Here is a 14,574-nt window from a genome sequence, read left to right as displayed (position 1 = left end):
ACGCGCCGAGACAGATCCGAGACCGTAACGTCCCGGCGCAGCGTGTTGCATGAGGCACAATCTGTTCATGGAGGAATTCGAGGACTTCACCCAGGCTCAGAAGCTCCGCAATGTCCGGTATGACGTGCGCGGCCCGATCGCGGTGGAAGCCGCTCGGCTCGAGCGCGCCGGACATCGGATCACCAAGCTGAACATCGGCAATATGGCGCCCTTCGGCTTCGACGCCCCGGACTCGATCCTGGTGGACATGATCAAGAATCTGCCCACCTCGCAGGGATACTCCGAGTCCCAGGGCATCTACTCCGCGCGCACCGCGGTGGCTCAGTACTACCAGTCCCGGGGCATGCGCGAGGCTGAGGTCTCCGACGTGATCCTGGGCAACGGGGTCTCTGAGCTGATCACCATGGTGCTGCAGGCGCTGATCAATCCGGGCGACGAGGTGCTGATCCCCGCCCCGGACTACCCGCTGTGGACCGGGATCACCACCTTGTGCAGCGGGCGGGCGGTGCACTATATCTGCGACGAGGCGAACCGCTGGTGGCCGGACCCGGAAGAGGTCGAGTCGAAGGTGACCGATCGGACCAAGGCGCTGGTGCTCATCAACCCGAACAACCCGACCGGGGCGGTCTACCCGCGGGAGATCCTCGAGGCGATGGTGGACATCGCCCGGCGGCATAATCTGATGCTGCTCTCGGATGAGATCTACGAGAAGATCACCTTCGACGACGCCGAGATGATCAACGCCTGCACGCTGGCCGATGACGTCTTCACGATCACCTTCTCCGGGCTCTCGAAGACCTGGCGGGTGGCCGGGTTCCGCTCGGGCTGGCTCTACATGTCAGGTCCCAAGCATCGGGCCAAGAACTACATCGAGGGCCTGAACCTGATGTCGAACCTGCGCATGTGCCCCAATGTGCCGGCCCAGCACGCGATCCAGACCGCGCTGGGCGGCTACCAGTCCGTGGAAGAGTTCATCCGTCCCGGGGGCAGGCTCTACGAGCAGCGCAATGTGGCGCATAAGCTGCTCTCCGAGATCGAAGGCGTGGATGTGCACCAGGCCGACGGCGCGCTCTACCTCTTCCCGCGGCTGGACCCTGAGATCTACCCGATCCAGAACGACGAGGCCTTCGTGATGGAGCTGCTGCGTCAGCAGAAGATCCTGGTCTCCCATGGGCGGGCGTTCAACTGGATCGACGACAACCACTTCCGGCTGGTCTCCCTGCCGCCGGTGGAGGAGCTCGAAGAGGCGATCGCCGGGATCGCGGACTTCCTCGCGTCCTACCGGGACGCGTTCGCCCGAGCCTGACCGCCGGAACGTGCGCAGCGGCCGAAGGGCTGCGGCGCGCCCAGCATGTGAAACGACAGGGGTACCAACACCTCGAAAGGTGCAGGATAGGACAGTGCGTAACTCCAGGATGCAGGAATTCGAAGACTTCACCCAGTCGCCCAAGCTTCAGGACGTCCGGTATGACGTGCGCGGCCCGATCGCGCAGGAGGCGGCCCGGCTTGAGCGCGAAGGGCACGCCATCACACGGCTGAACATCGGGAACCCCGCGCCCTTCGGCTTCGAGGCCCCGGACTCGATCCGGATGGCGATGATCAGCAACCTCCACGACGCGCAGGGCTACTCCGACTCGCAGGGGATCTACTCGGCCCGGATCGCGGTGGCCCAGTACTACCAGGCGCGTGGGATGACCGAGGCCGATCCCTCAGACATCTACCTGGGCAACGGGGTCTCCGAGCTGATCTCCATGGTGCTCCAGGCGCTGCTGGCCCCCGGTGATGAGGTGCTGATCCCCGCCCCGGACTACCCGCTGTGGACGGGGGCGACCACCCTGGCCGGGGGACGAGCCGTGCACTACATCTGCGACGAGGACAACAGCTGGTGGCCGGACCCGGAGGAGATCGAGTCGAAGGTGACCGATCGGACCAAGGCGCTGGTGATCATCAACCCCAACAACCCCACGGGTGCGGTCTACCCGCGGGAGATCCTCGAGGCGATGGTGGACATCGCCCGGCGGCACAACCTGATGCTGCTCTCGGATGAGATCTACGAGAACATCACCTTCGACGACGCCGAGATGATCAACGTCTGCACGCTGGCCGATGACGTCTTCACGATCACCTTCTCCGGGCTCTCGAAGACCTGGCGGGTCGCCGGGTTCCGTTCCGGCTGGATCTACGTCTCCGGACCGACCCACCGTGCGAAGAACTATATGGAGGGGCTCACCCTCCTGATGAACATGCGCATGTGCGCCAACGTCCCAGCTCAGCACGCGATCCAGGCGGCACTGGGCGGACACCAGTCCATCAAGGACCTGATCGATCCCGGTGGACGGCTCTTCGAACAGCGCGAGACCGCCTACCGGCTGCTCCGGGAGATCGAAGGCGTGGATGTGCATCAGGCCGACGGCGCGCTCTACCTCTTCCCGCGGCTGGACCCTGAGATCTACCCGATCGAGAATGACGAGAAGTTCGTCATCGAGCTGCTGCGCCAGCAGAAGATCCTCGTCTCCCATGGGCGGGCGTTCAACTGGATCGACGACAACCACTTCCGGCTGGTGACCCTCCCCGGGGTCGAGGATCTCGAGCATGCCATCGCTGGGATCGCGGAGTTCCTCGCGGACTACCGCGACGCCGCGCTCCGGGCCTGAACCCGGGTTCTCCCAGCTGCGCGCTGGGCGTTGACTTGGAGCCCGAGGTTGTGGTCTGGAACACTCGTGCGTCATGGAGACCATCGAGGCCAGAACCGAGCGATCACCCCTGCTGAGCCGAAGACGCGTAGGACTGGTGCTGGGCCCGGCCCTCTTCGCCGTCTTCTACTTCGTCCCGGCGATCACCGGTCTCGAGGACGCCCCCAGGGCGGTGCTCGCCGTCACGCTGTGGGTCGCCGCCTGGTGGATCACCGAGGCGCTGCCGATCCCGGCGACCTCGCTGCTTCCGCTCTTTCTGCTCCCGCTCACCGGTGGCACCGACGAAGAGACCGCCGCGATGGCCTACGCGAATCCGATCGTGTTCATGTACATGGGCGGCTTCACCATCGCCCTGGCCATCCAGAAGTGGAACCTGCACAAGCGGATCGCCATGAGCATCATCCGGATGGTGGGCACCAAGGGCAACCGCCTGATGCTCGGGGTGATCCTGGCAACGGCCGGGCTCTCGATGTGGATCTCCAATGCGGCCACGGCGCTGATGATGCTGCCGATCGGCCTGGCGCTGATCGAAGAGGTCAAGGAGAAGCGATTCTTCGATGAGGAGGGCCTGAAGAAGTTCGCCAAAGGTCTGCTGCTGGCGATCGCCTACGCCGCCTCGATCGGCGGCCTGGCGACGCTGATCGGTTCGGTGCCGAATGCGGTGTTCGCCGCCCAGGCCTCCCTGCACTTCGACATCACCGTGAGCTTCGCGCAGTGGTTCGTCTTCGCGGCACCGCTGACCGTGATCCTGCTGGTGCTGCTCTACTTCTACCTCTCCAAGGTCCAGTTCCGACTCGTCGCGCAGGCCGAGATCTCACCGGACTTCGCCCAGGAGCAGCTCCGCGAGCTCGGGCCCATGTCCTATGAGGAGAAGATGGTCCTGACGATCTTCGGCGTCGTCGGAGCCATGTGGATGACCATCGGGTTCCTCCCCGAGGAGTGGGGGATCCCGCTCACAGATACGACGGTCTCGATGATCGGCGCCACCGCGATGTTCCTGCTGCGAGCCCGGCAGACCGATGAGGACGGCAGGCGCGGGGGAATCCTGGTCTGGAAGGACATGCAGGCACTGCCCTGGGGCATCCTGCTGCTCTTCGGCGGCGGACTCTCACTGGCGGCCGCCTTCGACGACTCCGACCTGACCCCATGGTTCGGGGAGATCCTCGGCGGTCTCGACGTCCTGCCCTATGTCATCATCGTCGTCGTGCTCGGAGCGATCGTGCTGTTCATGACCGAGGTGATGTCGAACACCGCGGTGTCGAACATGCTGATCCCGGTCAGCGTCGGACTGGCCCTGGGCATGGGGGTGGACCCCTTCGCGATCATGGCGCTGGTCGCCCTGACCTCCAGCTGCGCGTTCATGCTTCCGATCTCGACCCCGCCGAACGCGGCGGTGTTCTCCTCGGAGTACCTGGAGATGGATGACATGGTCAAGGCCGGGTTCTGGATGAACATCATCGCGCTGAGCCTGATCTCGGTCTTCATCCTGGTGTGGCAGCCTGTCGTGCTCGCCAGCGGCGTATGAGGATGCTGCGGGTCTAGCGGTCCTCGGTGAGCTCCTCACGGACCTCCTCCAGCCGGGTCCGCGCACCGTCGAGCCAGCGTTCGCAGCGGTCGGCCAGCGCCTCGCCGCGCTGCCACAGGGCCAGTGACTCCTCCAGCGGGGCGCCGCCGTTCTCGAGCTTGGTCACCACCGAGACGAGCTCCTCGCGGGCGCGCTCATAGCTCATGGTCTCGATGTCCTCGGTCTGCGCGGTGCTGAACTCGGTGGACTTCGAGGCCGAAGCCTGCGGGGTGCTTGCGTCGTCGATCATCGGGCTGCCTCTCGGTTCTGGGTGTCTGGGGTCGTCGCAGCAGGTTCGGCCTGCGCTGAGGTCGCCGCGTGGGCGGCCGTGCGGTCCTCGGGGTAGATCTGTTCGGCACGAGCGGTCAGCTCGCCGGAGGCGACCATGACGCTCAGCTCGTCTCCAGGGCTGACGGTGCCGGCATCGCGCAGCACGTCCCAGCCGGCGGCGCCGCGGGTCTGGACCACCGCGTAGCCGCGGTCCAGGGTGGACTGCGGGGAGAGCGACCGGACTCGCGCCCGGGTCTGCGTGATCCAGTCGGTGCCGCGGCGCACCGCGGTCTCCATGCCGAAGAGCGAGCGACGCCGCAGCATCATCAGCTCCTGGGCGCGTCCGGTGATCATGTCCTGCGGCTGGGCGAGCACCGGCCGGGAACGCAGCGTCGCCAACCATTCGGACTCGCGCCCGATGACCCGCTCGACCCCGGCTGACATGCGAGCCCGGGCGTTGGTGAGCGCCTCGCGCTCCTGGGCCTCATCGAGCACCAGCAGCTTCGCAGCCCCGGTGGGGGTGGAGGCGCGCATATCGGCGACCTCATCGAGCAGCGGACGGTCGGCCTCGTGCCCGATGGCGGAGACCACCGGGGTCTGCGCCGCGGCCACCGCGCGGATCAGGCGTTCATCGGAGAAGGGCAGCACCACCTCCTCCAGCGCCCCGCCGCCGCGAGCGATCACGATGACCTCCACCGCGGGGTCGGCGTCGAGCTGCGCCAGGGCCGCGGCGACCTCCTGCGGTGCGCTGGGTCCCTGGGTCGCGACCTCGCGGATCTCGAACTGCGCCGCGGCCCAGCGGGCGTGGGTGTTGCGCAGGATGTCCTTCTTGGCGTCGGAGTTCCGTCCGGTGATCAGTCCGATCCGGCCCGGCAGCACCGGCAGCGGCTGCTTCCGGTCCGCCCGGAACAGGCCCTCTGCGGCCAGGCGCTGTTTGAGCTGTTCGATCCGCGCCAGCAGATCGCCCAGCCCCACCGGCTTCATCTGATGCGCCACCAGGGAGAGCCGCCCGGACTTCTCATAGAGGTTCGGCCTGACCAGCGCCACCACCCGGGAGCCGGGCTGGACGGTGCCGTTGAGGCTGCCCGCCACGTTCCGCCAGGCGACGGTGGAGAAGGAGACCTCCTGTTCCAGGTCCCGCAGGGTCATCCAGGCGTTGCCGTTGCGCAGGTTGAACTCCACCAGCTGGCCCTCCACCCAGGTGGGCGGCGCGGCCTCGATGTGGGCCTTGAGCTTGCCGGAGTAGGTGCTCAGCGGCCACGGGGTCTCGGCCGAGGTGTCCTGCGCCTGTGCCGGCTCGCTCATGTCCTGCCTTCGATCATCGACGGTCTCCCCGGAAGGTTCGCTATGGTGCTTACAGCCTATGCCACCGTCCTGACATGGTTGAAGGAGTTATCCACATGCGCCAGGTGCTCAGTGTCCTCTCGCTGCTGCTGGCTGCGCTCCTGGCCGCGGCGGCGCTGGCCGGGTTCCAGACCAATCAGCTGCTGCGCGAGGAGGAGCCGATCCGGCAGATCGCCGGGGAGCTGCCCCAGCAGGACGGCTTCAGCGAGCTGGTCTCCGAGACGCTGCTCACGCGCCTGGAGTCCGAGCTGCCCGGAGCCCTGACCAGCCTGCTCGGTGACCGGGCAGACTCCGTGGTGGACTCGATCGTGGCCTCCATGTTGGAGAATGAGCAGGTCGACGAAGCCTGGGATCAGACCCTGCAGGACACCCGGTCGGGCTACACGGCGCAGCTGGAGACCCTGTTCGACGAGGGCACCACCGGTGAGGCCAGCGATCTTGACCTCGCCGTGGACCTGAGCCCGATGGCTGAGGCGATCACCGGACCGCTGCGCGAAGGGCTGGACTCCGCCCTGGGCTGGCTGCCGTTCCTGGACACCTCAAGCTTCGAATTTCTCGCCCCCGAGGTCGTGGTGGACGTCGAGGCCACCATCGCCGAGGGCGCCGACCCCTATACCTGGGCGCTGCTTGCCGAGGTGAGCAAGCACTGGCTGGTCCTCGCCGCGCTCGCCGGGGTGCTGGCCGCGGTGGGGCTGCTGCTGGGACCGGGTCGCAGCCGCTGGGTGGCGCTGACCCTCGGCGGACTCCTCGGGGTGGGCCTGGGACTCTGGATCGCTCTCACGGTGGCCGCCCCGGAGTTCGGCCCGGTGGCGGATCAGGCCGCCGCGCCGCTGGTCGAACAGCTGCAGCAGCGCTTCACGGACTGGGCCCAGCCGGCCTGGTGGATCTTCAGCGCAGCGGCGGGCGCCGTCGTCGTCGTGGGGCTGCTGGGCAGCGTGGCCGCGCGGAGCAGGCCGGCGGTGACCCCGGCGTCAACCAGGGACACGGTGTGACGGTGCCGCGCCCCCGCCGGTAGACTCGGGGCCATGACTTCCACTGCCACCGCCCCCGCAGCTCCGGCCCGGCGACAGCACATCGCGGTCCCCGTGCCGATGGTGCCCCGCAGGCGCCGCAGCCCCGAGGAAGTGGCCGCCGAGTCCACCTTCACCGGTCCCCGGAAGGTGCTGCTCGCAGCTCCGCGCGGCTATTGCGCCGGCGTGGACCGCGCTGTGATTGCAGTGGAGAAGGCGCTGGAGACCTATGGCGCTCCGGTCTACGTGCGCAAGGAGATCGTGCACAACCGCCATGTGGTGGAGACGCTACAGGAGAAGGGCGTGATCTTCGTTGAGGAGGCCGACCAGGTGCCCGAGGGCGCGCTGGTGGTCTTCTCCGCCCACGGCGTGTCCCCGGCGGTGAAGCAGATGGCCGAGGACCGGGACCTGCAGACCATCGACGCCACCTGCCCGCTGGTGACCAAGGTCCACCGTGAAGCCGTGCGCTTCGCCCGGGATGACTACGAGATCCTGCTGATCGGGCACGAGGGCCACGAAGAGGTCGAAGGCACCTATGGCGAGGCCCCGGAGAACACCACGATCGTCAACGGGCCCTGGGAGGTCGAGGATCTTCAGGTCCGGAACCCGGACCAGCTGATCTGGCTCTCCCAGACCACGCTGTCGGTGGACGAGACCATGGAGACCGTGCAGAAGCTGCGCGAGCGCTTCCCCAAGCTGCAGGATCCGCCCTCGGATGACATCTGCTACGCCACCTCCAACCGGCAGGCGGCGATCAAGAAGGTCGCCCCGCAGTCGGACCTGGTGATCGTGGTGGGCTCGGAGAACTCCTCGAACTCCGTGCGGCTGAAAGAGGTCGCCAAGGAATACGGCGCCGCCCGCGCCGAGCGGGTGGACTACGCCAACCAGGTCGATGAGGCCTGGTTCCAGGACGCGGCCACCATCGGGGTCACCTCCGGCGCCTCGGTGCCTGAGGTGCTGGTCGACGACGTCCTGCGGCTGCTCGCCGAGTATGGCTACGGCGAGGTCGAAGAGATCGTCACCGCCGAGGAGGACATCGTCTTCTCGCTGCCCAAGGAGATCCGGAAGGCGCTCACCCAGGCAGGACACGACGACGTCGGCCGCGGCGGTCGCAAGTCCAGCCCCTGCTCCACCTCCTGAGCGTCTGCCGCCCGCGGGCCCCCGCCTCAGTTTGTCGCATCCCTTTGCCATGTCCCATGGTTATTTCCCGCCAAAACGATGGGACTTGGCATAGCGATGCGACGTTTGCGCGCAGCGGGTTCTGAGCCGGGGACGCCCGCCGGATTCGGGCATGACCTGGGCTGACATACGATGAGTCCATGACGGTGCTGGGCATGACTGCGGTGATCGCGGCCGCGGTGTTGATCGGCACGATCCTGCAGAGGGTCACCGGCACCGGCGTCGGGCTGGTGGTCGCCCCCGTGCTCTCGCTGCTGCTGGGCCCCGCCTTCGGGGTGCTGGTCACCAATATGACCACCTTCGTCTCGGGTTGCCTGATCATGATCGCGGTGTGGTCCCATGTCAGTTGGCGGCGCTTCTGGCTGATCATGCCCGCCTCGGTGCTGGGAGCCATTCCCGGAGCCTGGGTCGTCGGGCAGCTCAGTGCCGGCTGGCTCTCCATCATCGTGGGCGCGATCGTGGTGTTCGCGCTGGCAGTCACCGTGGCGCTGCCGCGGCTGCCGCATCTGCCCGGCCGGTCAGCCGGTCTCACGGCGGGTCTGATCGGGGGATTCTTCAACACCACCTCCGGGGTGGCGGCACCGGTGATGGTCATCTACTCCCGGGTCTCCCGCTGGGACCAGCGCAGCTTCGCCGCCACGCTGCAGCCGATCTTCATGACCATGGGCGCCGTCTCAGTGATCGCGAAGCTGGCGATGGGCTCGGTGGAGGTCAACGGCCAGGCCGGGCCGCCGCTGGGCTGGCTGTTCCCGTTGATCGTGGCGACCGTGATCGCGGGCATCTTACTGGGCACCCAGCTGGCTAAGCGGGTGCCGATCCCCACCGCGAGGGCGCTGGCGATGACCCTGGCCGGGCTCGGTGGAGCCGGGGCGATCATCCGCGGCACCCTGGACGTCATGGCATGACCGCGCAGAGCGCTCACAGCCGCCGGCTGCTCATCGCCCTGTTCTTCATCGGCGTGGCGACCTTCGCCCAGCTCTACTCGCCCCAGGGGCTGCTGCCGCTGATCGCGGCGGAGCAGGACGTCTCCGCGGACCGGGCGGCCCTGATGATCTCGACCGCCACGCTGGGACTCGCGCTGGGCGTGATCCCCTGGTCCTATATCGGCGACGCCTACGGGCGGAAGAAGGCGATGATCGCCGCGATCAGCCTCGCCTGCTTCTTCGGGCTCCTGGCGGTGCTCATGCCTGCGGTGTTCGCCAACCACGGCTTTGAGCTCGCCCTGGCGATGCGCTTCATCGAAGGCTTCATGCTCGGCGGGGTGCCGGCGTTGGCGGTGGCCTACCTCAACGAGGAGGTCAGCCCGAAGATCGCGGTGGCCGCGGCCGGCACCTACATCTCGGGCACCTCTCTGGGCGGACTGACCGGGCGGATCGTCGCGGCACCGGTGGGCGAGCAACTGGGTTGGAAGATCGGCATGCTCACCGTGACCATCCTCGCGGTGGCCTGTGTGGTGGTGTTCCTCCGGCTGGCACCGACCGCAGAGAACTTCACCCCGCGCCGGGTCCAGGTGCGCGAGATCCTGCCCGCGCTGACCGGGAATCTGCGCTCACCCACCCTGTGGACCCTCTACCTGCAGGGGTTCCTGACCATGGGCGGGTTCGTGGCCATGTATAACTTCCTCGGCTTCCACCTCTCCGCTCCGCCTTATTCGATCCCGCTGGGGATCGCCTCCTTCGTGTTCCTGGCCTATCTGGCGGGGACCTGGTCCTCACCGCGCGCCGGGCGGCTGGCGGCGCGGTACTCGCGCAAGCCGGTGCTGCTGGCCGGGAATCTGATCATGATCCTGGGCGTGGGGCTGACCCTGGTGCCGCATCTGGCCGTGATCATCATGGGCACCGTGGTGCTCACCGCGGGCTTCTTCGCCGCCCATGCGGTGGCCTCTGGCTGGGTGGGCGCCGCGGCGACCGCCGGCCGCGCCCAGTCCGCCTCGCTGTACAACCTGGGCTACTACGGCGGCTCCTCGATCTTCGGCTACCTCGGCGGGACCGCGCTGCACCTGGCGGGCTGGTCCGGCACCGTGCTGATGGTGCTCGGGCTGGCCGGCCTGGCGACCCTGCTGGCCGCCATCGTCCTGCCCAAGGACTGAAGCCCGACGACGGCGCACGGCACCCCGACGACGACGGCGCCCCGCCCTGCTCGGCTCGAGGCCCCGGGTGGGCCGACGGACTGCACGGTCCAGATCAGCCCGGCCCCGGCGATTCGGTTCAAGGTGGCAACTTCTTCACCGGCCCCGTAGACTCTGTGAGCCCTATCGCGAGATAGCGCGCCATCCATACCCCACCAGCAGGAGTACCGGCAATGACGCCTCCGCGTTCCCGTGTTTCAGGTGATCACCTGAAGAAGTATGACCCCCGAACACAGTCGGAGGCGGAGGCTGAGGAGCTCTCGGTCGGTGCCCGCGCGGAGGGCCTGGAGCGTCCCGCGCTGCTGCGCCGGATGATCGGGCTCGCCGGTGGCGTGGGGCTGGGACTTCTGGTGTACCTGGTGATGCCCGGGGACATGGAGGTCTGGCCCCGGCTGACAGCGGCCACCGCCGTGCTGATGGCTGTGTGGTGGATGACCGAGGCGATCCCCATCCCGGCGACCGCTCTGCTGCCGCTGATCATCTTCCCGCTGCTGGTCCCCGCAGGCGACTTCGGCAGCGCCGAGGAGGCCGTGGGCGGAGTCTCGGTCGATGACGTGGGCGCCAGCTATGGCAACAACATCATCTTCTTGTTCATGGGCGGGTTCATGCTGGCCCTGGCGATGCAGCGTTGGAACCTGCACCGCCGGATCGCGCTGCTGACCCTGCGCGCCATGGGTTCCAAGCCGGTGAACCTGATCGCCGGATTCATGATCGCCACCGGGTTCCTCTCGATGTGGGTCTCGAACACCGCCACCGCCGTGATGATGCTTCCGATCGGCGTCTCGGTGCTGATGCTGGTGAGCAAGATCGTCAAGGGTGAGGACCCCGCGACGGCAGCACAGGCCGGCGAGGACGAGACCAACAACGCGCTGAAGTCCAACTTCGGCACCGCGCTGATGCTCGGCATCGCCTACGCCGCCTCGATCGGTTCACTGGGCACCATCATCGGCACCCCGCCGAACGCGCTGCTGGTGGGCCATATGGCCGAGACCCACGATCTGACCATCGGCTTCGGCCAGTGGATGCTGGTGGGCGTCCCGATCTCGATCATCATGCTGGTCATCGCCTGGGTCCTGCTCACCCGGGTGCTGTTCAAGCCCGAGATCGACGACATCCCCGGCGGCGGCGACCTGATCCGCGGCGAGCTGAGCAAGCTCGGTCCGATGTCCTCCGCCGAGCTGCGCGTGCTGATCATCTTCGTGCTCGCCGCACTCTCCTGGGTCTCCATCCCGCTGATCTCCACCAATCTCCTGGACATGGATGACCCGTTCATCTCCGACGCCGGCATCGCCATGGTCGTCGGCCTGCTGCTGTTCCTGCTGCCCGGTGGCGCCGCCAAGGGTGTGCGCCTGCTGGACTGGGAGTACGCCGCGAAGCTGCCCTGGGGAGTGCTGCTGCTCTTCGGCGGCGGACTGGCACTGTCCTCGCAGTTCAGCTCTTCCGGACTCTCCACCTGGCTCGGCACCCAGGTCGAGGGACTGGCCGGAATCCCGGTGTGGGTCCTGGTGCTGGTCGCGGCTGTGGGGATCCTGCTGCTGACCGAGATGACCTCGAACACCGCGACGGCTGCGACCTTCCTCCCGGTGGCCTCGGGTGTGGCCATGGGCACCGGGGTGGACCCGCTGATCCTTGCCGCTCCGGTGGCGCTGGCCGCAACCTGTGCCTTCATGCTCCCGGTGGCCACGCCGCCGAACGCGATCGCCTATGGCTCCGGCTACGTCACCATCGGACAGATGATCCGGGGCGGGGTGTGGCTGAACATCGCAGGCGTCGTGATCATCACCGCGGTCTGCATGACCATCCTGGTCTGGGTCTTCGGGCTGACCCTCTAGCAGCGCCGCGCACGCCACACACGCCGCACGCCGCACGAGCCGCACGCCGCACGAGCCGCACGCCCGGCCGTGGAGGGGCGTGGTTGAAGGGCAGTGAGTCATCGGTGACGCCGAGGCTCACTGCCCTTCAGCGTGTCCGGACTCGACTCGCCGCGCCTGGGCGGTTCTGCCTTCAGCGCTTCTAGCTTCAGCGTTCCGCCTCAGCGCGTCTGGCCTCAGCGCTCCGCCTCGGCGCGTCCGGCCTCCAGCCGGGGGCCCAGCGGGTTGACCTCGGTGGTCACCGTGGTGGTGCTCAGGGTCTCGCCGAGATCCTCGAGAAGCCCTTCGGTGGAGGCCGCGGTGGGCTCACCGACCTCCAGCCGGCTCATCGCCTCCACCTTGGGCAGCACCTGCCGTTCGATGTTGCCGATCAGCGAGTTATACGAGGTCACCGCCTGCCGCAGGCGCTCTCCGGTGCGCGAGAGATGTTCGCTCATCTTCGCCAGACGCCGGTAGAGGTCCCGGGAATGATCCACGACCTCACGGATGTTCTGCGCCAGACGCTCCTGCCGCCAGGCCGCAGAGACCGCCTTCAACGAGGCCAGCAACGAGGCCGGGGAGACCAGCGTGACACCCTTGGAGAGCGCGTCATCAAGCAGCATCGGGTCCGCCTCCATCGCCGCGGAGAGCAGCGACTCGGCCGGGACGAAGCAGAAGACCACATCGGGGGAGAGCTCCACGGCCTCCCAGTAGCGCTTCTTCGCCAGCTCATCCACCCGGGAACGCAGCGCCTTGGCCTGCGCCATCGGGTCGGTGGGGTTCAGCGGGGCCTTGGCATCGAGGACCAGCTGGCGGCCTCCGGGCAGGTGCACCACCATGTCCGGGATCAGCAGCTGCCCATCAGCCCCGCGCCCGCTGAACTGTTCGGTGAAGTCCACATGGGGCAGCATCCCGGCGGATTCCACCACCCGGCGCAGCTGGACCTCGCCCCAATGTCCGCGCGCCGAGCTCGAGTGCAGACTCCCCAGCAGCGCCTGGGTGGACTCGATGATCCGGGCATCGGTCTCCGCCGCCGAGCTCAGCTGCTGAGAGAGCCGGGAATGCTGGGCGGCACGCTCGGTCTCCAGCTCCTGGACCCGGCGGTGCATCTCGGTCACCCCTTGGCGCACCGGGTGCAGCATCTCCACCAGGGTCTCGCGCTCCCGGGCCGCCTCGGAGTCCTCCTCCCGGCGGCGCTCCAGCTCCCAGAGCCGCCCTTCCGCCCCGGCCAGCTCCTGCTGCACGGCCACGAGCCGCTGCTGCGAATCGGCCAGGTCAGACCGGGCCTGCTGCAGCTGGCCCCGCAGCGCGGCAGGATCCTCGGTGCCCCGGCGCAGCAGGTGGAGCACCAGCCAGCTGCCCAGGACGCCGAGCAGGACACCGAGGAGAACCGCGAGGACGAAGTGCAGAATGGTCATGCCATCCAGCATGCCACTGGGCACTGACATGGTCAGGGACATGGACTGAGACATGGACTGAGACATGGTCAGGAACATGGACCGCGACATGGTCAGGAACATGGACCGCGAGATGGACTGCGACAGGAGCGTGACCCGGCGGGTGACATCCAGGCTGAGCTGGCGGCTGATCTGGACGCTGGTCTGGAGACGGATCTGGACGCTGACCTGTGGGTGATCTGCGCACCGCCGATTCCGCTGACATAGGGTTGCAGCAGAGAACCCGCGCAGCCGAAGGCGCTGCCCGCCCGAACCAGAGGAGCCCCATGATCAGAATTCTGCTCGTCCGCCATGGAGAGACCGATTGGAACAAGGCCCACCGGCTCCAGGGACATTCGGACATCTCGCTCGCCGAGTCCGGGAAGCTGCAGGCGCGCACCACCGGGGCCTTCGTCCGCGCGCAGAACCCGGCACAGGCGCATGTCTCCAGCCTGGTGCGCACCCAGCAGACCTTCGCCGAGTTCGGACTGGACCTCCAGCCCCGGATCTGGGATGAACTGCGTGAGCAGAACCTGGGGGAGTGGGAGGGCGCCTACGCCGCCGATATCCGCGACGCCGAGCCGGAGAACTTCGAGGGCTGGCGCGCCGGCAGCTACACCCCCGCCGCGGGAGAGGCGCACGCGGACCTGCAGGCGCGGATGACGGGCGCCTTCAGTGACGTCGTGCGCGGCACCGCGGAGATCGCTCCCACCGCCTCGGCGGATCTGAGCTTCGAGGTGCGCACCGCCGTCGTCGTCTCACACGGGGCTGCGCTGCGAGTGCTCTTCGAGGGGCTCGGGCTGCTGGATCGACGCCAGTTCATCCCGCTGACCCCAGCCGCGGTCACCGTGCTCGACATCCCGTTGACCTCAGGCTCGGTGTCCTCCTCGCTGCCGAACTCCGGGCTGGACGATGAGCACGACGACGACGCCGAGGCCCGCGCGATCCGGGCGCTGAGCAACGAGCAGATCGCCGATCACGCACGGCTGCGGCTGATCAACCTCTCCCCGGAGCTGCTGAACCCCGAGCTGTCCCACCCGGTGGCGGAGACCCCGGCGATCTGATCCGGAACAACCGGCATAAAAAACGAGTGTGCAATC

The 14,574-nt window shown here is 67.7% G+C and carries 12 protein-coding genes; 9 read left to right on the top strand and 3 right to left on the bottom strand.

What is annotated here, in order from left to right:
* The first annotated feature begins 67 nt into the window (after window positions 1–67).
* The 3 genes from HNR11_RS00335 (at window position 68) to HNR11_RS00325 (ending at window position 4,218) form a co-directional block, all read left to right on the top strand.
* Entirely contained in the window at window positions 68–1,306 is a 1,239-nt protein-coding gene (locus HNR11_RS00335; RefSeq protein ID WP_179440617.1) for a pyridoxal phosphate-dependent aminotransferase, read from the top strand.
* 109 nt (window positions 1,307–1,415) lie between these two features.
* Entirely contained in the window at window positions 1,416–2,654 is a 1,239-nt protein-coding gene (locus HNR11_RS00330; protein ID WP_058887232.1) for a pyridoxal phosphate-dependent aminotransferase, read from the top strand.
* Window positions 2,655–2,727: 73 nt separating this feature from the next.
* Window positions 2,728–4,218: an SLC13 family permease gene (locus HNR11_RS00325; protein WP_179440616.1), complete on the top strand. Its 1,491-nt coding sequence runs from the start codon at window positions 2,728–2,730 to the stop codon at window positions 4,216–4,218.
* Between the two features lie 13 nt (window positions 4,219–4,231).
* Here the strand turns inward: HNR11_RS00325 and HNR11_RS00320 are convergent, their stop codons facing one another.
* Together HNR11_RS00320 and xseA are read right to left on the bottom strand one after the other, a co-directional pair.
* Window positions 4,232–4,507, bottom strand: a complete 276-nt coding sequence (locus tag HNR11_RS00320) for an exodeoxyribonuclease VII small subunit (RefSeq protein WP_179440615.1) — start codon at window positions 4,505–4,507, stop codon at window positions 4,232–4,234.
* Window positions 4,504–5,832 carry an exodeoxyribonuclease VII large subunit gene (gene xseA / locus HNR11_RS00315; protein ID WP_179440614.1) on the bottom strand — a complete coding sequence of 443 codons (1,329 nt, stop codon included), beginning with the start codon at window positions 5,830–5,832 and terminating at the stop codon, window positions 4,504–4,506. The genes HNR11_RS00320 and xseA overlap by 4 nt, the downstream gene beginning before the upstream one ends.
* Before the next feature lie 74 nt (window positions 5,833–5,906).
* Here xseA and HNR11_RS00310 point away from each other — a divergent pair, with 74 nt between their 5' ends.
* The 5 genes from HNR11_RS00310 (at window position 5,907) to HNR11_RS00290 (ending at window position 12,020) form a co-directional block, all read left to right on the top strand.
* Entirely contained in the window at window positions 5,907–6,863 is a 957-nt protein-coding gene (locus HNR11_RS00310; RefSeq protein WP_179440613.1) for a hypothetical protein, read from the top strand.
* A 33-nt stretch (window positions 6,864–6,896) separates the two neighbouring features.
* A complete protein-coding gene (locus tag HNR11_RS00305; protein WP_246310278.1) occupies window positions 6,897–8,021 on the top strand; it encodes a 4-hydroxy-3-methylbut-2-enyl diphosphate reductase in 1,125 nt (374 codons plus the stop codon).
* A 179-nt stretch (window positions 8,022–8,200) separates the two neighbouring features.
* The gene (locus HNR11_RS00300) at window positions 8,201–8,965 is read left to right on the top strand and encodes a sulfite exporter TauE/SafE family protein (protein ID WP_246310277.1); all 765 of its coding nucleotides are present in this window, start codon (window positions 8,201–8,203) and stop codon (window positions 8,963–8,965) included.
* Entirely contained in the window at window positions 8,962–10,149 is a 1,188-nt protein-coding gene (locus HNR11_RS00295; RefSeq protein WP_179440612.1) for an MFS transporter, read from the top strand. The genes HNR11_RS00300 and HNR11_RS00295 overlap by 4 nt, the downstream gene beginning before the upstream one ends.
* Window positions 10,150–10,361: 212 nt before the next feature.
* Window positions 10,362–12,020: an SLC13 family permease gene (locus HNR11_RS00290; protein WP_179440611.1), complete on the top strand. Its 1,659-nt coding sequence runs from the start codon at window positions 10,362–10,364 to the stop codon at window positions 12,018–12,020.
* 215 nt (window positions 12,021–12,235) lie between these two features.
* On the opposite strand, the gene HNR11_RS00285 is transcribed toward HNR11_RS00290, so the two are convergent.
* Complete coding sequence (locus tag HNR11_RS00285; protein WP_179440610.1) at window positions 12,236–13,456, bottom strand: DNA recombination protein RmuC; 1,221 nt, start codon at window positions 13,454–13,456, stop codon at window positions 12,236–12,238.
* Window positions 13,457–13,761: 305 nt separating this feature from the next.
* On the opposite strand from HNR11_RS00285, the gene HNR11_RS00280 reads away from it, so the two are divergent.
* Window positions 13,762–14,538: a histidine phosphatase family protein gene (locus HNR11_RS00280; RefSeq protein ID WP_179440609.1), complete on the top strand. Its 777-nt coding sequence runs from the start codon at window positions 13,762–13,764 to the stop codon at window positions 14,536–14,538.
* Window positions 14,539–14,574 lie beyond the last annotated feature (36 nt).

It is taken from the genome of Nesterenkonia sandarakina, assembly GCF_013410215.1.
GTDB lineage: Bacteria > Actinomycetota > Actinomycetes > Actinomycetales > Micrococcaceae > Nesterenkonia > Nesterenkonia sandarakina.
The sequence above is the reverse complement of the archived record's forward strand: the minus strand, read 5'-3'. Positions and strand labels throughout refer to the sequence as shown.